Source organism: Streptomyces sp. NPDC046727 (assembly GCF_040645635.1).
In the GTDB taxonomy this organism is placed as follows: domain Bacteria; phylum Actinomycetota; class Actinomycetes; order Streptomycetales; family Streptomycetaceae; genus Streptomyces.
In genome coordinates, this window is record NZ_JBEYYR010000002.1 from 187,939 (window position 1) to 206,516 (window position 18,578).

18 protein-coding genes are annotated in these 18,578 nt (G+C 74.3%); 10 read left to right on the forward strand and 8 right to left on the reverse strand.

The window, feature by feature from the left end:
* Positions 1-12: 12 nt before the first annotated feature.
* A complete protein-coding gene (locus ABZ937_RS03015) occupies positions 13-1,809 on the reverse strand; it encodes a thiamine pyrophosphate-requiring protein (protein ID WP_361685013.1) in 1,797 nt (598 codons plus the stop codon).
* 289 nt (positions 1,810-2,098) lie between these two features.
* Between ABZ937_RS03015 and ABZ937_RS03020 the strand changes: the two genes are divergently transcribed.
* The 3 genes from ABZ937_RS03020 (at position 2,099) to ABZ937_RS03030 (ending at position 5,517) form a co-directional block, all read left to right on the forward strand.
* Positions 2,099-2,989, forward strand: coding sequence for a hypothetical protein (locus tag ABZ937_RS03020; RefSeq protein WP_361685015.1), 891 nt, complete (start codon positions 2,099-2,101; stop codon positions 2,987-2,989).
* A 192-nt stretch (positions 2,990-3,181) separates the two neighbouring features.
* A complete protein-coding gene (locus ABZ937_RS03025) occupies positions 3,182-4,453 on the forward strand; it encodes an aminotransferase class I/II-fold pyridoxal phosphate-dependent enzyme (RefSeq protein ID WP_361685017.1) in 1,272 nt (423 codons plus the stop codon).
* Complete coding sequence (locus ABZ937_RS03030) at positions 4,450-5,517, forward strand: MBL fold metallo-hydrolase (protein ID WP_361685019.1); 1,068 nt, start codon at positions 4,450-4,452, stop codon at positions 5,515-5,517. Before ABZ937_RS03025 ends, ABZ937_RS03030 begins: the two co-directional genes overlap by 4 nt.
* A gap of 14 nt (positions 5,518-5,531) precedes the next feature.
* Here the strand turns inward: ABZ937_RS03030 and ABZ937_RS03035 are convergent, their stop codons facing one another.
* Positions 5,532-6,152 (reverse strand): VTT domain-containing protein, encoded by a 621-nt coding sequence (locus ABZ937_RS03035; protein ID WP_361685021.1) that lies wholly within the window; start codon positions 6,150-6,152, stop codon positions 5,532-5,534.
* Complete coding sequence (locus ABZ937_RS03040) at positions 6,149-6,922, reverse strand: MBL fold metallo-hydrolase (RefSeq protein WP_361685419.1); 774 nt, start codon at positions 6,920-6,922, stop codon at positions 6,149-6,151. Before ABZ937_RS03040 ends, ABZ937_RS03035 begins: the two co-directional genes overlap by 4 nt.
* Before the next feature lie 84 nt (positions 6,923-7,006).
* On the opposite strand from ABZ937_RS03040, the gene ABZ937_RS03045 reads away from it, so the two are divergent.
* Complete coding sequence (locus ABZ937_RS03045; RefSeq protein WP_361685023.1) at positions 7,007-7,438, forward strand: hypothetical protein; 432 nt, start codon at positions 7,007-7,009, stop codon at positions 7,436-7,438.
* A 121-nt stretch (positions 7,439-7,559) separates the two neighbouring features.
* Positions 7,560-9,668, forward strand: a complete 2,109-nt coding sequence (locus ABZ937_RS03050; RefSeq protein ID WP_361685025.1) for a phage holin family protein — start codon at positions 7,560-7,562, stop codon at positions 9,666-9,668.
* 16 nt (positions 9,669-9,684) lie between these two features.
* Here ABZ937_RS03050 and ABZ937_RS03055 read toward each other — a convergent pair whose 3' ends face one another.
* The gene (locus ABZ937_RS03055; protein WP_361685027.1) at positions 9,685-10,536 is read right to left on the reverse strand and encodes a GIY-YIG nuclease family protein; all 852 of its coding nucleotides are present in this window, start codon (positions 10,534-10,536) and stop codon (positions 9,685-9,687) included.
* Between the two features lie 193 nt (positions 10,537-10,729).
* On the opposite strand from ABZ937_RS03055, the gene ABZ937_RS03060 reads away from it, so the two are divergent.
* The 3 genes from ABZ937_RS03060 (at position 10,730) to ABZ937_RS03070 (ending at position 14,077) form a co-directional block, all read left to right on the forward strand.
* Positions 10,730-11,791, forward strand: a complete 1,062-nt coding sequence (locus ABZ937_RS03060) for an AAA family ATPase (RefSeq protein ID WP_361685029.1) — start codon at positions 10,730-10,732, stop codon at positions 11,789-11,791.
* On the forward strand, positions 11,788-13,578 hold the full coding sequence (locus ABZ937_RS03065) for a hypothetical protein (protein WP_361685031.1): 1,791 nt from the start codon (positions 11,788-11,790) through the stop codon (positions 13,576-13,578). The genes ABZ937_RS03060 and ABZ937_RS03065 overlap by 4 nt, the downstream gene beginning before the upstream one ends.
* Before the next feature lie 73 nt (positions 13,579-13,651).
* The gene (locus ABZ937_RS03070) at positions 13,652-14,077 is read left to right on the forward strand and encodes an OsmC family protein (protein WP_361685033.1); all 426 of its coding nucleotides are present in this window, start codon (positions 13,652-13,654) and stop codon (positions 14,075-14,077) included.
* On the opposite strand, the gene narJ is transcribed toward ABZ937_RS03070, so the two are convergent.
* The 3 genes from narJ to ABZ937_RS03085 all read right to left on the reverse strand — a co-directional run bounded on the left by narJ (position 14,052) and on the right by ABZ937_RS03085 (position 16,471).
* Positions 14,052-14,594 (reverse strand): nitrate reductase molybdenum cofactor assembly chaperone, encoded by a 543-nt coding sequence (gene narJ, locus ABZ937_RS03075; RefSeq protein ID WP_361685035.1) that lies wholly within the window; start codon positions 14,592-14,594, stop codon positions 14,052-14,054. The two genes, ABZ937_RS03070 and narJ, sit on opposite strands and share 26 nt — an antisense overlap.
* Positions 14,595-14,682: 88 nt before the next feature.
* Positions 14,683-15,546, reverse strand: a complete 864-nt coding sequence (locus tag ABZ937_RS03080) for a helix-turn-helix transcriptional regulator (protein WP_361685037.1) — start codon at positions 15,544-15,546, stop codon at positions 14,683-14,685.
* 97 nt (positions 15,547-15,643) lie between these two features.
* Complete coding sequence (locus ABZ937_RS03085; protein ID WP_361685039.1) at positions 15,644-16,471, reverse strand: helix-turn-helix transcriptional regulator; 828 nt, start codon at positions 16,469-16,471, stop codon at positions 15,644-15,646.
* A gap of 160 nt (positions 16,472-16,631) precedes the next feature.
* On the opposite strand from ABZ937_RS03085, the gene ABZ937_RS03090 reads away from it, so the two are divergent.
* Together ABZ937_RS03090 and ABZ937_RS03095 are read left to right on the forward strand one after the other, a co-directional pair.
* On the forward strand, positions 16,632-16,937 hold the full coding sequence (locus tag ABZ937_RS03090) for a 4a-hydroxytetrahydrobiopterin dehydratase (protein ID WP_361685041.1): 306 nt from the start codon (positions 16,632-16,634) through the stop codon (positions 16,935-16,937).
* 5 nt (positions 16,938-16,942) lie between these two features.
* Complete coding sequence (locus tag ABZ937_RS03095) at positions 16,943-17,725, forward strand: class I SAM-dependent methyltransferase (protein WP_361685043.1); 783 nt, start codon at positions 16,943-16,945, stop codon at positions 17,723-17,725.
* 55 nt (positions 17,726-17,780) lie between these two features.
* Here ABZ937_RS03095 and ABZ937_RS03100 read toward each other — a convergent pair whose 3' ends face one another.
* Entirely contained in the window at positions 17,781-18,512 is a 732-nt protein-coding gene (locus ABZ937_RS03100; protein ID WP_361685045.1) for a ferritin-like domain-containing protein, read from the reverse strand.
* Between the last annotated feature and the right edge of the window lie 66 nt (positions 18,513-18,578).

The window sequence follows — 18,578 nt, forward strand, 5'->3', positions numbered from 1 at the left end:
CCAGGGGACCGTTCACCGCTTCTGGCGGCCCGGCAGGAACTCCTGCACCTTCGCCTTCAGACCCTGCTTGATCATCGAACCCCGGTCGGTGTCGCCCTTGAGGATCGACGCCGCCGTCGCCTCCAGCTGCTCCCACGTGGCGTGCGGCGGGATCGGCGGCACCGCGGGATCGGTCAGGAACTCGATCACCACCGGCCCGTCCGCCTCCAGCGCGGCCCGCCAGCCCGACTCCACGTCCTCCGGCTTCTCCACCCGGATGCCGGTCAGCCCGAGCGAGCGGGCGAACGCCGCGTACTGCACGTCCGGGATCGCCTGCGACGGCAGGAACGACGGCGCGCCCTCCATCGCCCGCATCTCCCACGTCACCTGGTTCAGGTCCTGGTTGTTCCACACCGCCACCACCAGCCGCGGATCCGACCAGCGGTCCCGGTACTTCGCCGCCGTGATCATCTCCGCCAGGCCGTTCATCTGCATCGCCCCGTCCCCGACCAGCGCGAACACCGGCCGGTCCGGGTGCGCGAACTTCGCCCCGATCGCGTACGGCACCCCCGGGCCCATCGTCGCCAGCGTCCCGGACAGCGAACCGCGCATGCCCGGACGCATCGTGATGTGCCGCGCGTACCAGTTGGCGACCGAACCCGAGTCGGAGGTGAGGATCGCGTCGTCCGGCAGCAGCGGATCCAGCGCCCGGGCCACGTACTCCGGGTTGATCGGATCGGCCGACAGCCCGGCCCGCCGCTCCATCGTCTCGTGCCAGCGCCGCACGTTCGCGCACACCGTGTCGTACCACTCGCGCCCGCCCCGGTCGCTGTCCAGCAGCGGGATGAGCCGGCGCAGCGTCGCCTTCGCGTCACCGACGAGGTTCACCTCGTACGGGTACCGCATGCCGATCATGTGCGCGTCGATGTCGATCTGCACCCCGCGCGCCTTGCCGAAGTCCGGCATGAACTGCGTGTACGGGAACGAGGAACCGATCGTCAGCAGCGTGTCGCAGTCCCGCATCAGCTCGTACGACGGCCGGCTGCCCAGCAGCCCGATCGGCCCGGTCACATACGGCAGCTCGTCGCTCAGCACGTCCTTGCCCAGCAGCGCCTTCGCCACCCCCGCGCCGAGCAGTTCGGCGATCTCCCGCACCTCCGCGACCGCGCCCGCGGCACCCTGCCCGACCAGGACGGCCACCTTGTCGCCGGCGTTCAGCACCTCCGCCGCCCGGCTCAGCGCCTCGTCCGTCGGGGTCGCCGTGTAGTCGCTCATCCCGAGGCTGGACGGCACCATCTTGAACTCGTGCGTGGGCGGCGCGTAGTCCAGCTCCTGTACGTCACCGGGGATGATCAGCGCGGTCGGGCAGCGCCGGGCGTACGCGGTGCGGATCGCCCGGTCCAGCACGTTCGGCAGCTGCTCGGGCACCGTCACCGTCTCCACGAACTCCGAGGCGACGTCCTTGTACAGGGTGTGCAGGTCGACCTCCTGCTGATAGGAGCCGCCCATCGCGCTCCGGTCGGTCTGGCCGACGATCGCCAGCACCGGAACGTGGTCCAGCTTCGCGTCGTACAGGCCGTTGAGCAGATGGATCGCGCCGGGCCCCGAGGTCGCCGCGCACACCCCGAGACGGCCGCTGAACTTCGCGTACCCGACCGCCTCGAACGCGGACATCTCCTCATGTCGCGACTGGATGAACCGCGGCCGGTCGTCCGCGCGGCCCCAGGCGGCGAGCAGTCCGTTGATGCCGTCGCCCGGATAGCCGAAAACCACTTCCACGCCCCAGGCGCGCAGGCGGTCAAGGACATGGTCGGCGACCTTGGTGCTCATGGGGAGACCTCCTCGTGCAGTACGCGGCGGACGATCCGGTCAGCGCGTACCGAGTCACCTGCGCGGGGCACGGAAAACCTCCCCGGCCCGCACGCCTGCTGTCACCCGCCCGGCCCCGCGTGTCCCGCGAATGGGCTCCGGCCGCGCGCGGTACGGCCACGCGCGGGCTGTCATGACAAGCGAGGGCACGATTCCGTGCCCCCCGTACCCGGGCGCCGGACGGCGTTGCCGTCCCACCGGTGCGCCGGCGTACGGCCGCCCCGCCGCACTCCGCCGAGGAGCCCCTCCCATGCGCCGCACCGCCCGCGCTCTGTCCCTCGCCTTCGCCGCCGGTGCCGTGCTCGCCCTCACCGGCCCCGTCGCCTCCGCCGACCCCGCCGCCCGGACCAGCCCCACCGCCGTCGGACCCGGCGGCACCGTCACCGTCTCCGTGTCCTGCGACCCCCTCACCGGCCCGGTGCCGGACACCCTCGACGCCGCCTCACCGGCCTTCGCGGACGGCACCGCGCGCCTGACCCGGGTCACCGGCACCAGCGACAGCGCGGCCGGGCCCGTCTACCGGGGCACCGCCCGCATCGCCACCGGCGGCGCCCCCGCGGGCGGCGCGGCCGCCGCCGCGTCGACCGTCACCGGCACCTGCCCAGCCGCCTCCGGGACACCGGGCAGGTCCTGGAGCACCAGCTACGACGTCACCGGGAGCGGTGACGGCGGCGAGGGGGCCGGTCAGTGCCGGGACGGGGAGTACTGCGAGGGCGGTGCGGAGGCCGGGGCGCCGCCTGACGGGACCGGGGTGGACGGCGGCGGCCAGGTGGGGGCGGGGCGTGACGGCGCCGCGCAGGAGGGCGGCGGGCAGGTGGGCGCCGGGCAGGTGGGCGCCGGTCAGGACGGCGCAGGGCGCGACAACCGCGACAACCCGGCTCAGGACAGTGGCGGCCGGGACCAGAGCGGTCACGACAACAGCGGTCAGGACGACCACAACTGCCGCGACTCCCACGACACCGCCGGCTGTGCGGCGTCCGGTGTCGACCACGGGGTGGAAGCGGGACAGGGCGGCAGCTTCAGCGACTCGGTGCCCGCACTCGCCGCCGGCGCCGCCTGCATCGCCGCCGCCTGCGCGGGCGCCGGCTACCGGGTGTACGGCCGCGTCCGCTCCACGGCAGGCCGGCCGACCGGGATGTGATCCGGGCGACTCCGGGCACCGCCCATGGAGGGCCGTCCGGCGGGTACACACCTTCCCGGGGCCACCGCCGAGGGGCCCCACCGACATCAGCCGCCGCAGACCCCGCACGGGCACCGGACAGCACAGCGGCCGACGACAACAGCACCGACTGACAGGCGCTACGACGGCACCACGGACTGCGCGGAGGCGGACATGCGGCGGACGCACCCCGGGGAGGAGCGCGGGGAGGATCACGGCCCCGTCCGCTACGGCCCGCCCCTCCCCGGCGACGGCCTGCCCGTGCTCCCCGAGCTCTCCGCCGTACTCGCCGCCGCCGCGGGCCGGGCCGGCGCCCAGCCCGTCGGCGGAGCCCCCGCCCTGCTGGAGGCGGCCTGCGGCTACTGGACCCGCCGTGGCCTGCCCTGCGTCCCCGACCAGGTGGCCGCCGGACCCGGCGCCCCCGCCCTGCTGCTCGCCCTGACCGCCGCGCTGGCCGGCGACGGCGCCGACGTCCTCGTGCCCCGCCCCTGCGCCGCCTGGTGGGCGCCGTACGCCCGGCTGCTCGGCCGGCCGGTCTTCCATGTGCCGACCCCCGCCGAGAGCGGCGGCGTCCCCGACCCGTACGCGCTGCTGGAGACCGTCCGCCGGGTCCGTGCCGAGGGCGGCGACCCGCGGCTGCTGGTGCTCTCCGTCGCCGACGACCCCACCGCCACCGTCGCCCCGCCCGAACTGCTGCACGAGACCGTCGAGGCCGCCACCGCCGAGGGCCTGCACCTGGTCAGCGACGAGACCTGGCGGGACACCCTGCACGATCCGCACGAGACCGTTCTGCTCAGCCCCGCCGAGATGCGGCCCGACCAGGTCACCGTCGTCACCGACCTGGCCGGCGCCCTGCTGCCCCCGGGCTGGCCGGCCGCCGTCGCCCGTTTCCCGGCCACCGACGGCGGACGGCACCTCCACGCGCGCGTGCTCGACATCCTCACCGCCCTCGGCGCCCGGATCGCCGCACCGGTCGCGGCGGCCGCCGGCTACGCCCTCGACGAACCCCCGCCCCTCGCCGAACGCCGCGACGCCGCCGTACGGCTGCACGCGCGCGTGGCCGCCGCCGCGCACGCCGCGGTCGTCGCCGCCGGCGGGCTCGCCCGGCCGCCCCAGGCGGGCCGCCATCTGTACGCCGACCTCGCACCGCTGCGCGAACCGCTCGCCGCCCAGGGCGTCGGCGACGCACAGGAACTGGAGGACCTCCTCACCGCCCGGCTCGGCATGCCCGCGCCCGGCGGCCACCGCTTCGGCGACGACCTCGGGGCGCTGCGCGTACGGCTCGCCACCGGGCCCCTGCTGGGCGGCACCGACGAGGAACGCACGGAATGCCTCATGTCACCCGCACCGTTGGAACTGCCACACGTGCAACGCGCGCTGATCTCCTTGAGGTCGGCCTTCGACGATCTCCGCGACGACGCTCAGCGACGGGAGCCTCCTCGATGACGCAGCAGACGCATGAGCCCGGACCGGCCACGACGACGACCACGACGGCAGCCGGCGAACCCGGCACACCGACCCCCCTCGCGCCCCCCTTCCCGCCGCTCGCCGAGCCCCGCCCCCTGGGCGAACACCGCGTCTGGCCCCGCGCGTTCCACGACCGGCTGACCGCGCCCCTGCCCGGCCTCAAGGCCCTCGCCCGCTTCGCCCGCGAAGGCGCCGTACGCCCCGGCCGCGAAGGCCTCGCCGACATCCCCCGCCTGCCGTACGCGCCGGCCCCGCTGCCCCGCGTCGACACCCGCACCCTCGCCGTCACCTGGGCGGGGCACGCCAGCTGGATCGTCCGGCTCGGCGGACTCACCGTCCTCACCGACCCCGTCTGGTCCCGCCGCATCATCGCCACCCCCGCCCGCATCACGCCCGTGGGCGTGCCCTGGGAGACCCTGCCCCGCATCGACGCCGTCGTCATCAGCCACAACCACTACGACCACCTGGACGCCCCCACCCTGCGCCGGCTCCCGCGCGACACCCCGCTGTTCGTGCCCGCGGGCCTCGGCCGCTGGTTCAGCAGGCGCCGGTTCACCTGCGTCACCGAGCTGGACTGGTGGGAGGGCGCCGAACTCTCCGGCACGCGCTTCGACTTCGTGCCCGCCCACCACTGGTCCAAGCGCACCCTCACCGACACCTGTCGCAGCCTGTGGGGCGGCTGGGTCCTCACGGCGCCCGACGGACAGCGCCTCTACTTCGCCGGCGACACCGGATACGGCCACTGGTTCTCCCGCATCGGCCGCCGCTACCCCGGCATCGACCTCGCCCTGATGCCCATCGGCGCCTACGACCCCCGCTGGTGGCTCAGCGACGTCCACTGCGACCCCGAGGAAGCGGTCCAGGCCACCCTGGACGTGGGCGCCCACCGCATGGCCCCCATGCACTGGGGCACGTTCGTCCTGTCGGCGGAGCCGGTCCTGGAACCGCTCATCCGGGTGCGGACGGCCTGGGAGAAGGCGGGGCTGGCCGGAGAGGACCTGTGGGACCTGCCCGTCGGAGGCTCACGGATACTCGACAGCTGACCGGCAGCGCGTCCTCACCCGGCAGCGCGGACCCGCCGCCACACACCGGGCACCGCGCTGATCAGGACAGTCAGCGCGACCGCCACCACAACGCCCTCCCAGGGCTCCTCGAACAAGGAACCTCCCAGAATGCCGATCACCTGGTACGTGGCCGCCCAGGCGAGGCACGCCGGCCCGTTCCCCCGGGCGAACCGCCGCAGCGGCCACTCCGCCATCAGACAGGCCAGCATCACCGGTATCCGCCCGGCCGGCACCAGACGGGACAGCACCAGCACCGCGACCCCGTGGTCGGCCAGCTTCCCCCGCGCCTGCGCGAGCCGCTCCTCCGGTGCCCGGGCCCGGATCGCCTCCAGCCACCGCGAGCCGTTCTTCGACCGCAACCCGCGCCGCCCCAGCCAGTACAGCGCCGCATCCCCCAGGAACGCGGCCAGCGAGGCCGTCACGAACACCAACGCCAGGGAGAACGGCGCCGTCTGATGGAACGCGACCACCGCCGCCGAACTCACCAGCGCCCCCGTCGGCACGACCGGCACCAACGCCCCGAGGAGGACCAGCAGGAACAGCGTCGGATACCCGATCGCCTGCTGCGTGGACTCGGGCGTCACGGTTCTCGACGCCTCGGCGAGCCACGTCACCGCGCGACCTCCAGCCGCACACTCTCCCCGTGCCCCAGCTTGTGCACCGCGACCTGCGGCGCGCTCACCGCCGCCAGCCGCACGAACTCGTCGCCCGGCGCGTGGAACTCGTGCGGGCGCACCGCGTCCATGCCGATCGGCCAGTACGTCCCGTAGTGCACCGGCACCGCGGCCCGCGGCGCCAGCCGGGCCAGCGCCCGCGCCGCCCGCCCCGCGTCCAGATGCCCCTCGCCGAGGTACGGCCCCCAGCCGCCCACCGGCAGCAGCGCCACGTCCACCGGACCGACCCGCTCGGCCATCGCGTCGAACAGCCCGGTGTCCCCGGCGAAGTAGGTCCGCGCCTCGCCCTCCACGACGTAGCCGAGCGCGGGCGAGCGCTGCGGGCCCACCGGCAGCCGCCGCCCGTCGTGCAGCGCCGGCACCACCCGGACCAGCGCCTCCCCGATCCGCACCTCGTCCCCGGGCGCCACCTCGGTGATCCGCAGCCGGCGCAGCCGGCGCACGCCGGGTACGGCCCGTGGTGCGCCCCGGGGCACGAGCAGGCGCGTGCCCGGGGCGAGGCAGGCCAGCGACGGCAGATGCAGATGGTCGGCGTGCAGATGGGAGACGAGCGCCACGTCCGCGCGACGGGCCTCGGCGGGCGGTATCGGGCCCCGGCGGCGGCGCAGATGCGCGAGCCGGCGGGCGAACAGGGGATCGGTGAGCACACGGATGTTCGCATCCTCCACCGTGCAGGTGGCGTGACCCCACCAGGTGATCTCCACCGGCACCTTCTTCGCCCCCTTCACGCGACTCCCCGAAGCCTACGGGCAGGAGTAGGGTCTGCGGCGAAACCCGGAGGTGAGGGGGACGCCATGGGACAGCTGCGGGGTGCCTCCGGCGCGCTCACGCCGGTGCGGGTCACCGCCATCGCCAGCCTGACACCCCTGGAGGAGCTGGAGGCCGACCCCTTCCTGGTGGACTCGCGCAGCCAGCACGCCATGTGCGCCCGCTGGGCCGCCGAGCACGGCTACGTGGTCGCCCGGGAACTTCTCGTCGGCGGACTGCGTTTCGACCATTGCGCACTCTGGGACGGGGTGCGGCCCGGGGTGGACGTTTTCGTCGCGCCCAGCCTCCGGGTGCTGCGCCGGGCCCTGTCCTCGGTGGAGGAGTTCACCGCCGAGTGCGCGCGCCGGGGCGTGCGCGTGGAGACGGTGGGGCGGGCCGAGCCGTCGTACGACGCGCAGATGAAGGCGCGGGTGCACCGCCGGCTGTCGATGCCGACGGCCGGGTACGACGGACGGTGACCCCGGCCGGACGGCGTCCCGTGTGACAGGGTGGAGCGGGGCCCGACCGGCCCGGCGAAGCGAGAGGGGGTCTCCCCGGCCCGAGGGGCGGGGGAGGGCCGGGACGTGAGGTGTACGGGGCGTGGGAGGCGTGCGGTGGCGGCGGATCGCCAGTCAGCTCGGGCGGAGCATCGCCGTATGGGCGGTCTCCACGGTCACCATGCTGGCCCTCGCCGCGCTCCTGCCCGACTTCCAGCTCCAGTCCGCCGACGGTGACAGCGCCACCCGGATCGCCGTCGCCGCCGCCTGCGGCGCCGGAGCCTTCGGCATCCTCTCGGCCGTGGTCTGGCCGCTCCTGGTCCGCCTGCTGCTGCTCGTCCCCGCCTTCGTCCTCGGCCTGCTGGTCTTCTTCCTCAACGGCTCCCTGCTGCTGCTCGCCCTGCGCATCAACCCCTCCGGCCGCGGCGACGCCGCGCCCGAGACCGCCGTCATCGTGGCGGCCGTGATGTCCGCGGTCGCCTCGGCCGCCGGCGGCGCCCTCGCCGTGCGCGACGACGAGGCCTACCGGCGCCGCCTGCACCGCCTCGCCACCCGCAGCCGCCGCGCCCACCCGCCCTGCCCCACCGCCCCCGGCCTGGTCTTCGTCCAGCTCGACGGCGTCGGCCACGACGTCCTCACGGACGCGGTCCGCAAGGGCCTGATGCCGACGGTCGCCCGCTGGCTGTCCACCGGCGCCGGCACCCGGCCGGCCGGCGGCCGCGCCCGGCTCGCCCCGCCCACCCACCGCCTCACCCCCTGGCGCACCGACTGGTCCAGCCAGACCGGCGCCAGTCAGCTCGGCATCCTGCACGGCAGCACCTTCGACGTACCGGCCTTCCGCTGGTACGAGAAGGACCGCGGCGAGGTGATGGTCTGCAACCGGCCCACGAGCGCCGCCGAACTGCAGCGCCGCGCCATGCTGCACACCGGTCACGGGGGACTGCTCACCGTCGACGGCGCCAGCCGCGGCAACCTCTTCAGCGGCGGCGCCGGCGAGCAGGCCCTCGTGCTGTCGATCGCCACCCGTCGACGCGGCCGGGCGAACCGTTCCCGCGCCGGGTACTTCGCCTACTTCTCCGACCCCGCCAACGCCGTCCGCACCGCCCTGTCCTTCGTCGCCGAGGTGGCCCGGGAGATCGGCGAGTCCACCCGGGCCCGCCTGAGCAGGCAGCGCCCGCGCGTCGGCCGGGGCGGCCTCTACCCGTTCGTCCGCGCCTTCGCCACCGTCGTCGAACGGGACGTCGTCGTCGCGGCGGTCATGGGCGACATGCTCGCCGGCCGCACCGCGGTCTACGCCGACCTCGTCGCCTACGACGAGGTCGCCCACCACTCCGGCCCGCACAGCCGCGACGCCGAGAAGGTCCTGCGCCGCCTCGACCGGTCCCTCGCCCTCCTCGAACGCGTCGCCGAACACGCCCCGCGCCCCTACCGCATCGTCGTCCTGTCCGACCACGGACAGAGCCCCGGCGAGACCTTCCGCGCCCGCTACGGCCTCAGCCTCGGCGACCTCGTCCGGGCCGGCTGCGGACTGCCCGTCCCGCGCCGGGCCGAGCGTACGCACAGCGGGACCGAGGCCCGCGCCGCCGTCCGCGCCGCCCTGCGCCGTCCCGTGGAGGAGAAGGGCGAGCACCACCGCCCCTCCCGCGGCTCCGAACCGATCGTGCTGGCCTCCGGCAACCTCGGCCTGATCTCCTTCCCGGACGTCCCGCACCGCATGACCAAGGAGGAGATCGACGCCCGTCACCCGGCCCTGCTCAGCACCCTCGCCAACCACCCCGGCATCGGCTTCCTGCTGGTGCGCAGCGAGAAGCACGACGGTGTGGTGCTGGGCGCCCACGGCGCCGAGATCCCGCTGGCCGGGCTCGACGACGAGCCGGGCCCGCTGGAGCGCTTCGGCCCCGGCGCCGCCGACGCCGTCCGTCGCACCCACTCCTTCCCGCACACCGCGGACATCATGGTGAACTCCGCCCACGACCCCGCCGACGGCGAGGTCCTCGCCTTCGAGGAGCAGATCGGCTCCCACGGCGGCCTCGGCGGCGCCCAGTCCCGCCCGTTCCTGCTCTCCCCGCACGACCTGTCCGCACCGGCCCCGGACGGGGAGGAACTGACCGGCGCCGAACACGTCCACCGCGTACTGCGCCGCTGGCTCCGCGAACTGAACGGCCCCCAGGTACCGCTCACCGCGGACGTGGAGGAGGAGCGGGCCGCCTGAGGCGGGCCGGGACGGGTCAGGCGGGGGACGCCGCCGTCGCCTCCTCGTTGTCCTTGATGGTCCGGCCCCGTTCGTCCCGCCACTCCGTCCGCCCGTTCTTGCTCCCCCCGGCCAGGACACTGGCGGCGCTCGACGGGCTGTCGAAGATGAACGTCCTGGACAGCCGGTACTGGAGTTCGTTCTCGTCCGCCAGGATGCCTTCCGTGATGAGCTCCTCGCGGATCCGCTGATACCCCGCCGTCATCACCTTGGCCTCCTTGCGCGCCAGCGCACCGGCGAGCACGGCGAACCCCCGCGAGTCGCTGTACCCCTCCGCCTCGGTCAACTGGGTATTCAACAGGTACCGCGTGCCCGCGATCTGCGCCTGGTCCTTCTTCGTCACCGGAACCACGGCGGACGCGTCGGGCTCGTCGTAGATCTCGAACGCCGCGACCCCCAGCAGCGGCAGCAGGATCAGCGCCTCGTCGAGATAGGACTCCATGTCCGCGGTCTCCGGCTCGGACAGCCGGCCCAGCGCATCCGGATTCGTGGCGTTGTCCACCGCGGCGATCCGCGCCGTCTGCGCCATGGCGATCAGACGCGCCTCCAGGTACCTGATGTGCGCCTTGTTCAGGGAGTCGTCCTTCGTCGACAGGACGAAACCGCTGGACCAGAAGTCCTTCTCCCGGAAGTGCGAGTCGATCCTGACCCGCACCTCCTCGCCCTCGCCGACGTAGACCCTGGTGGGTCGGGCCCCCTCCGGGTCCGCCCCCACGAGCACGTAGACACCCGAGCGCCTCAGCTCCTCCCGCTGCCGGGCCCGGTCGTAGTCGGCACGCGAGAAGCTCAGGCAGCACCCGGTCCAGCCGATGCGTTCGATCAGCCGCATCCCCTGCGGTGTTCCGTCGATGAGGAATATCCGGATACTGGCGCCACGCGGCCGAACGGTCATCGCACCCCCCGAGGTCATGAGAACGCCGCCGAGTCTGCCAGACCGCGGAAATTCGGCTGCGCCCGCACCGCGCCCGCGCCCACACTGTCCGAGTCGTACACGTCTCGAACAACCCGAAGGAATCCCCGCGTTGCAGGCTGCCGTCACCGTCACCCCCGCCCGTGTTCCCGAGCTGCTCCTCGGGCTCGCCACCGTCCGGCCGGTCTTCCTCTGGGGCGCGCCGGGGATCGGGAAGTCCTCCCTGGTGCGGGAGTTCGCCGCCTCGCTCGGCCTGGAGTGCGTGAGCCTGCTCGGTACGCAGCTGGCGCCCGAGGACCTGATCGGGGTGCCGCAGATCCGGGACGGACGGTCGGTGTTCTGCCCGCCGGAGACGATCGCCCGGGACGAGCCGTACTGCCTGTTCCTGGACGAGCTGAACGCCGCCACCCCGGATGTGCAGAAGGCGTTCTACTCCCTGATCCTGGACCGCCGTATCGGGAACTACGAGCTGCCCGAGGGGTCGATCGTCATCGGCGCCGGTAACCGCTCCACCGACAACGCCCTCGCCCGGCCGCTCGCCTCCGCCCTGGTGAACCGGCTCGCCCACGTCCATCTGGAGGTGTCCGCCACGGACTGGCTGGCCTGGGCCGCGGGCAACGGCATCCACCCGTGGATCGTGGACCACCTCACCGACCGGCCGGACCACCTGTGGTCCAAGCCGCCCAAGACCGAGGAGCCGTTCTCCACGCCCCGCTCCTGGCACATGCTCTCCGACGCCCTGCACTCCTTCGGTCCCGACCTGGACGAGCCGACCCTGAGCGTCCTCGCGCACGGCACGCTCACCCCCGCGCACGCCACCGCCTTCCGCGGCTACGTGAAGATCGTGCGCAGCCGGTTCGGGATCGAGGCGATCCTCAAGGGCGACGCCCGCTGGCCGCACCGCCTCCAGGACCGCGACCTGCTGTACTACCTCGCCGAGTCGTTCCGCGGCCGGCTGGTGAAGGAGCTGCCCGTCAGCAAGGAGCACATGTCGGCGAACGGCCGGCAGATCGCCTACCGCGCCAAGTCGCTGCTGGTGCAGCTCGCCGAGGTCTCCGTCGAGGTCGCCCAGACCGTCATCGCCTCCGATGCCGACGGCAACCCGGTCCTGCCGTCGTGGTTCCTGGTCGAGGCCGCCCGCGACATGCCCCGCCTGGTGGAGGCGCGGCGGTGAGCCGCACCCGGCCGAAGCAGCGGGACCTCGCCGGGGAGGCGTTCGCCGAGGGCATGCGGCTGGTGCGCGCCAACCCGGCGCTCGCCGCCGTCGACTTCGGCGTCTGCCGCGGCGAGAACTGCGTCCACGCCCCGCGCGACGGCCTGCTCGTCGTCGACTCCGACGCCACCGTGCACGCCCACCCCGACCGGCTCGCCGAACCCGGCGCCTGGGCGTGGGCCCTCGCGCACGCCGCCCTCCACGTCGGCTTCGGACACGTCCCGGCCGCCCAGGGCCCGCGCGAGCAGCCCGACCGGTACGACCTCGCGGCCCGCTGCGTCGTCGTCAACCGCTTCCTGCTCGGCTTCCCCATCGGCACCACCCCCGAGGAACTGCCCGCGAGCTACCCCGACGGCGACGAGGAGCGGCTCGCGGCCCGCTGGCGCGCCCACGGCCTGCCGCCCGCCTACGAGCACTGCGGCACCGCGGCCGGCGAACCCGACCAGGTGCTCACCGAATGGCTGCCCTGGCAGGGCCCGATCCCGGACCGGCAGCTGGCCTTCGCCACCGCCCTGACCCGGACCGTGTCCGCCGCGATGGACATGGCCGGCGGACGCCGGGACTCCCTGGACGGCGAACGGCCCGCACAACGCCCCTGGGAACGGGCCCTCGCCTGGTTCGTCTCCTCCTACCCGCTGCTCGGCGGCATCGCGGCCGGCATCACCCTGGTCGCCGACGCCGAACTCGCCCGCGCCCACGGCATCCAGATCGCCGCCGTCAACCCCGGGGCCGCCGAGATCTACGTCAACCCGCTGCGCCGCTTCGAGGACGAGGAGTGGCGGTTCGTCCTCGCCCACGAGATGCTGCACGCCGCCCTGCGCCACGGCGACCGCTGCGGCACCCGCGACCCCTACCTGTTCAACGTCGCCTGCGACTACGTCATCAACGGCTGGCTGGTCGAGATGCGGGTCGGCACCATGCCCGAGGGCCTGCTGCACGACCCGCGCCTGGCCGGCCTGTCCGCCGAGGAGGTCTACGACCGCCTCGCCGGCGACCTGCGCCGGATGCGCCGCCTGGCCACCCTGCGCGGCAAGGGCGTCGGCGACGTCCTCGGCGGCCCGCTCCGCCCGGCCGGCGACTACGTCGACCTGGACGAGTTCTACCGCCGCGGCCTCACCCGCGGCCTGGACCTGCACGGGGCGCAGGAGCGCGGCTTCCTGCCCGGCGGCCTGGTCGAGGAGATCCGCGCCCTCAGCCACCCGCCGCTGCCCTGGGACGCACAACTGGCCCGCTGGTTCGACGAGTTCGTGCCCCGCCCCGAGCCCGTACGGTCCTACGCCCGTCCCGCCCGCCGTCAGGCGTCCACCCCGGACATCCCGCGCGCGGGCCGCTGGTTCCCGCCCGAGGAGGTCGCCCGCTGCACCTTCGGGGTCGTCCTCGACACCTCCGGCTCCATGAGCCACCGGCTGCTCGGCAAGGCCCTCGGCGCCATCGCCTCCTACGCCGAGGCCCGTGACGTACCGGCCGCCCGCGTGGTGTTCTGCGACGCGGCCCCGCACGACGCCGGCTACCTGCCCGTCACCGAGATCGCCGGCCGGGTACGGGTGCACGGGCGCGGCGGTACGGTCCTGCAGCCCGGCATCGACCTGCTGCACCGGGCGGACGACTTCCCGCCCGCCGCGCCGGTGCTGGTCATCACCGACGGCTGGTGCGACGTGCTGCGGGTGCGCAGGGAACACGCCTACCTGATCCCGCAGGGAAGTCACCTCCCGTTCACGCCGCGTGGGCCGGTCTTCAGAGTGCGATGAGCCCGGATGTGATCGGATAGGGGGACACGGGAACGGGAACCCCGGGACCGCGACACTCGCGAAAGGAAGCAACGTGGCAACCACGCGCACCGCGCACACCGTCTGGAACGGCAACCTGCTCGAAGGCAACGGAGTCGTCACCTTCGACTCCTCCGGCATCGGCCAGCAGCCGGTGTCGTGGCCCTCGCGCGCCGAGCAGGCGAACGGCAAGACCAGTCCCGAGGAGCTGATCGCCGCCGCCCACTCCAGCTGCTTCTCCATGGCCCTCTCGCACGGTCTGACCGGCGCCGGCACCCCGCCCACCCGCCTGGAGACCAAGGCCGACGTCACCTTCCAGCCGGGTGAGGGCATCACCGGCATCCACCTCACCGTGCGCGGCGAGGTGCCGGGCCTGGACGCGGAGGGCTTCGCCTCGGCCGCCGAGGACGCCAAGAAGAACTGCCCGGTCAGCCAGGCCCTGACCGGTACGACGATCACCCTGACGGCCGAGCTGGCCTGACGCTCCGGTGCCGCGCCCCGCCCGGGGGCGCGGCACCGCCCTGTCCGGGCGGCAGGGTGGCGCACACCGCGTCCAGGACGCCCGCATACGGTGTGCCGTAGTCGGTCAGCCGTGTCCGCAGTCGCTCCAGGCCCTCGCGGTACTCGATCAGCAGGCTGGTGTCGCCGGTCCGCGCGGTGAACTCCAGCACCGCCGGCAGGAAGTCCGGCAGCTCCTCGCCGCTGCACTCCAGCCCGTGCCGGCGGTAGACGTCCTTGAACCGGGCCACGGGCGTCCCGCGCCGCCGGACGCCGCCGTCGTGCCACCGGCCCATGTACAGGCTGTGCCGGTCCCCGAGGCCGAAGACCCGCGCATAGTGTGCGGCCAGTTCCTCCGGCGGGGTGAGGGCCGCGTGGTCGGTGAACGCGCGCAGCTGCGGGGCGGCCTGGCGCAGCAGCGGCAGCCGGACGACGAGGTCCTCGTCCGGGTAGGTCAGGCAGAGGGCCGCAGCCTGGTAGAGCACCGCGTCCGAGGGCATCAGGCCTCCTTCGCGTCGTCGTACTCAGGAAACTAGGGGCGGCCCCGGGAACGCACCTGTCCAGGGGTCCGTACGGGTCACACAGGGCTCACAGCCGCTCGCGGTACTCCCGCAGCAGCTTCAGCGTGCGCCGGGCGGACGCGGCCCGGGCCGTCATGTGGTCCAGCACCTCCAGGTGCGCGGCCACCTCCCGGCGCGCGTCCAGATAGAGGGCGCCGGTCAGATACTCGGTGAACACCATGTCCGGCAGTTCCGGTTCGGCGAACCGGAACAGCGTGAAGGGGGCGTACGTCCCCGGATGCGGGCCCGCCGCGAACTCGGCGATCTGGAGCGTCACCCGGTCCCGCTCGCCGTACTCCAGCAGCCGGTCCAGCTGGTCCCGCAGCACCTCGGGCCGTATGCTCACCGGCCGTCTGAGCACCGTCTCGTCCATGATCACCCACAGGTGGGGCGGGTCCTCCCGGTCCAGCAGCCGCTGCCGCTCCATGCGCAGCGACACATGCCGCTCGACCGTGTCCGGCGAGCTCTGCCCGATGGTCCCCGCCTCCATCACCGCCCGCGCGTACTCCTCGGTCTGCAGCAGGCCGGGCACGAAGTGCGGCTCGTAGGAGCGGATGATCCGGGCGGCGCCCTCCAGGCTGACGTACAGGCTGAACCAGTCCGGCAGCACGTCGTGGAACCGCTGCCACCAGCCCGGCTGGTTCGCCTCCTCGGCGAGCCGGACGAACGCGTCGGCCTCCTCCTCGGCCACCCCGTAGGTGGTCAGCAGCACCTGCACGTAGGGGATCTTCAGCGCGACCTCGGCCATCTCCATCCGCCGTACGGTCGCCGACGCCACCCTGAGGACCCGGGCGGCCTCCTCCCGGCTGAGCCCGGCCGCCTCCCGCAGTTCCTGCAACCGCTTGCCGAGCACCACCTGGCCCACGGTGGGCGCAGCCCGCCGCTCACTCACGCCACGCCCTCCCCTACGCGCCGATCCGCGGGGAGCAGTCTGTCACGGGTCGCCGCCTCGCACACGTGCCCGAGGCAACGGACCGCGCCGAGGCGACTCAACCGGCCAGAGTGTGCAGATACTTGGCGGTCGCCGGGTCCGCCGGCAGGAACGTCTCGATGGCGAGTTCGGCGACCGTGACGTCCATCGGCGTGTTGAACGTGGAGATCGAGGACACGAACGACAGCGTCCGGCCGGCGTGCTCGATACACAGCGGCAGCGCGAAGTACGGCACCGGCTCGGCCGGTTCGGCGCCGGGCGGCGCCTCGGGCACCGGGTAGGCCGCCACCTCCTCGTACAGGGCGCGCAGCCGGTCCGAGCGGTGCAGGGCGATCTCCCGCTCCATCTGGGCCAGCAGATGCCCGCGCCACTCCCGCAGATTCCGGATGCGCGGTGCCAGCCCCTCCGGGTGCAGCGTCAGCCGCATCGCGTTCGGCGCCGGCGTCATCAGCCGCTCCGGGACGCCCTCCAGCAGCATGGCGATGCCCCGGTTCGCGGCGACGACCGTGTAGCCGGCGTCGACCACCAGCGCGGGGTACGGCTCGTACCCCCGGATGAGCCGCTCCAGGCCGTCGCGCAGGGCGTCCAGCGCCGGGTCGTCCAGCGGGGTCTCCGGATAGCGCGGGGCGTAACCGGCGGCCAGCAGCAGGGCGTTGCGCTCGCGCACCGGCACGTCGAGCCGCTCGGCGAGCCGCAGCACCATCTCCTCGCTCGGCCGTGACCGGCCGGTCTCGACGAAGCTGATGTGCCGCGCCGAGGAGTCGGCGCGCAGCGCCAGTTCCAGCTGGGAGATCCGGCGCCGCTCCCGCCAGGCGCGCAGCAGCGGGCCGACGCCCTTGCCGGTGACGGCGGCGGAGACGGAGGGACCGGACGCGGCAATCGTCATACCGCAGACCCTAGTCGAGGACGCGGCGCGGCACCGGGCGTGTGACCGGGAACGGCGGGCCGGGGACGCGTCGGTGCCCCGCCCCCGGCGCCGGCATGGCAGGCTGAACCCGTACCCGCCTCGCCCCGCACGGGGACACGCACCGAAGGGAGCCCCGGCCATGGCCGTCGAACCGCTGTCGCAGAAGGAGATCGAGGACCGGCTGGCCGAACTGCCCGGCTGGGCGGTGGACGGCGACCGCCTCACCCGCTCCTACCGGCTCGGCTCGCACTTCGCCGCGGCGGCACTGGTCGTGCACATCGCCGGCATCCAGGACGAGCTGGACCACCACTCCGACCTGACCCTCGGCTACAACACCGTCTCGCTCAGCGTGAACACCCACAGCGCGGGCGGCGTCGTCACCGGGAAGGACTTCTCCCTCGCCCGCAGGGTGGAGGACATCGCCCCAGGTCACGGGGCACACTGAGCCATGTGCTCGATTACGACAAGGAAGCGGACGGCTATGACGTCTCCCGTGGGGGCGAGGCCCGTGCCGCAGCCGCCGCCCAGGCCGTCCTCGGTCTGATCCCCGCGGGGCCGGGCCGTCTCCTCGACGTCGCCTGCGGCACCGGGATCGTCACCCGGCGGCTCGCCGCCGAGCGCCCCGGGCTGCGGGTGACCGGCGCGGACCTCACCCCCGCCATGGTCCGCCGGGCGTCGGGGCGGCTGCCCGGCGCGATCGTCCGCGCCGACACCCGCCGGCTGCCCTTCCCCGGCGGCACCTTCGACGCGGTCACCAGCATCTGGCTGCTGCATCTGCTGGACCCCGCCGACGTCCGCGTGGTCGTCGCCGAGTGCGCCCGCGTGCTGCGCCCCGGCGGGGTGTACGTCACCACGGTCGACAAGGCCGCCGCGCACGACGTCGGCAGCGACATCGACACCGTCCTCGCCGCCCGCCCGCGCCGCCCCGCGGCCGACGCCGCCGACACCGTCACCGCCCAGGCCGTCCGGCACGGGCTCCGGCCCGCCGGCCACGGCTCCTTCCTCAGCACCGGCCAGGGCCGCAGCCCCCGCAGCACCATCGCCGACCTGCGCCGCGGCTGGTTCACCCTGCTGCCGCCCGGCGAGCCGGGCACCGAGGAGTTCGCCGCGCGCCTGGCCGAACTCCCCGACCAGGACCGCCCGCGCGCCGACCCGCGGTTCGGCGTGCGGGCCTTCCGGAAGCCGACGGCGGACGAGGAACCCGGCAACTCCCGTGCCGACGGCGGCGACTGACGGGCGACCTGTCCCACCTCCCCCGGAGGCGCCACACCCCTTGATCCGTCGGTCGTCACTCCGGGTACGACCACGCGTCGGGCCGGGGTGCCAGCACCGCCGAGACCACCGCGTCGGCCGAGGCCATGACGTCGGCCGTGAAGCGCCGGCGTCCGACGCCGAGCCGGCGCAGTGCCGGACCGTGGTCGGCGGCGACGACCAGGCAGGCGGCGAGCAGGAGCAGCCGCCACAGGGCCAGCAGCGGGCGGCGCAGGGGGCGGGGCAGCTGTGCGAAGGAGGTGTGCAGCCGGGCGCAGTGGAACGGGACGTGACGCTGCTCGTCGGCGAGGATCCGCCCCGCCACGTCCGACGTCAGCGGGTCGTCGGTGCCGTCGCGCAGGGCCCGGTAGTAGCGCAGGGCCACCACTTCCGCGAGCATCAGCACCAGCAGCTCCATGCGCAGGCCCATCAGGCGCCGCAGCCGTACGAAGACCGTGTCGCTCCAGTGGCCGGTCAGCGTCGGCATGCCGCCCGCGGCCAGCAGCCGGGCGAGCAGCACGGCGTGGTGCTGCTCCTCGGCGACGAACAGCCGGGCCGCCCGCGCGTAGTCGGGGTCGCCGGCCAGGTCCGCCCTGCCGACGAGGCTCGCCCCGTCGCCGTCCTCGCCGACCTGGAAACGCTGGATGCTCGCCCACACCGCCGAAGGCAGCGTCGCGCCCCGTCCCCAGTCCGGGTCGCCCTCGGCGAGTCTTCGCTCGCGCTCCTCCTCGAACCGTCGTGCCCACTTCGCGAACTCGTCCTCCGGCACCCGCTCCGCCCTCTCCGGGGCCCGGCCCTCGGGCCCCGGAGAGACGACGCCGATGGGGCGCCGAAT

Bases quoted from the DNA above. Each gene is read 5' to 3' on its own strand.
- ABZ937_RS03015 (WP_361685013.1), bottom strand. From the start codon at position 1,809: ATGAGCACCAAGGTCGCCGACCATGTCCTTGACCGCCTGCGCGCCTGG.
- ABZ937_RS03020 (WP_361685015.1), top strand. From the start codon at position 2,099: ATGCGCCGCACCGCCCGCGCTCTGTCCCTCGCCTTCGCCGCCGGTGCC.
- ABZ937_RS03025 (WP_361685017.1), top strand. From the start codon at position 3,182: ATGCGGCGGACGCACCCCGGGGAGGAGCGCGGGGAGGATCACGGCCCC.
- ABZ937_RS03030 (WP_361685019.1), top strand. From the start codon at position 4,450: ATGACGCAGCAGACGCATGAGCCCGGACCGGCCACGACGACGACCACG.
- ABZ937_RS03045 (WP_361685023.1), top strand. From the start codon at position 7,007: ATGGGACAGCTGCGGGGTGCCTCCGGCGCGCTCACGCCGGTGCGGGTC.
- ABZ937_RS03055 (WP_361685027.1), bottom strand. From the start codon at position 10,536: ATGCGGCTGATCGAACGCATCGGCTGGACCGGGTGCTGCCTGAGCTTC.
- narJ (WP_361685035.1), bottom strand. From the start codon at position 14,594: ATGCCCTCGGACGCGGTGCTCTACCAGGCTGCGGCCCTCTGCCTGACC.
- ABZ937_RS03085 (WP_361685039.1), bottom strand. From the start codon at position 16,471: ATGACGATTGCCGCGTCCGGTCCCTCCGTCTCCGCCGCCGTCACCGGC.
- ABZ937_RS03090 (WP_361685041.1), top strand. From the start codon at position 16,632: ATGGCCGTCGAACCGCTGTCGCAGAAGGAGATCGAGGACCGGCTGGCC.